This window comes from Streptomyces calidiresistens (genome assembly GCF_014141525.1).
Classification (GTDB): domain Bacteria; phylum Actinomycetota; class Actinomycetes; order Streptomycetales; family Streptomycetaceae; genus Streptomyces; species Streptomyces calidiresistens.
Genome location: NZ_VKHS01001451.1, coordinates 1 through 653 on the forward strand (window position 1 = coordinate 1; position 653 = coordinate 653).

Genomic DNA, 653 nt, shown 5'->3' on the forward strand with positions numbered 1-653 from the left:
GATCGGGCCCGGGCGGGGCGGGCCGCTCCCGCGCCGTCGTCGCCACCACCACCGCCCCGGCGGCCAGGAGGGCGGCGGCGATCAGCAGCGGGCCGGCGGGGGAGAGTCGGGACAGCAGGGCGGCACCCGCGACCTGGCACAGCGCGGTGGCGCCGGCGGCGGTGAGGCCCATCAGCGAGCGGGCCCGGGCGTACCCGGTGGGGGGCACCGCGCCGGCGAGCAGTCCCAGCCGGCAGCCGGTCGCCAGGGCGTGCGGGAGGCCCAGCGCCAGGACCAGGCCGAGCCGGACGGGCAGCGGGACCCCCGGCACCGCCTGCGCGGCGACCCCGGCCACGGAGATCCACTGCAGGACGAGCAGGGTGCGGCGGGGGCGGCGGCCGTCGGCGAGCGACATCAGGGTCAGGGCGCCGAGGACCGCGGCGAGGGTCGCGCCGTGCGTGCCCACCGCCGTGAGCAGCGGCGAACCGGTGCGGTCGTGCACCAGGGTGCCGAGGGCGAGACCGGCCAGGGCGGTCGCGCCGACGGACAGGGCGAAGGAGAGCCACAGTCCGGCGAAGCCGGGGAGGCGGAACAGGGCCCGGTAGCCGGGCACGGCACCGGGATCGGACGGGGGATCGGACGGGGGATCGGACGGGGGAGCTGTCTCGTATATA

General features: G+C 79.0%; 1 protein-coding gene. It reads right to left on the reverse strand.

Going from position 1 to position 653, the window contains the following annotated elements:
- Positions 1–592: MFS transporter (locus tag FOE67_RS27775; RefSeq protein WP_498370729.1), on the reverse strand; the 592-nt coding region annotated here is incomplete at its 3' end.
- Positions 593–653 lie beyond the last annotated feature (61 nt).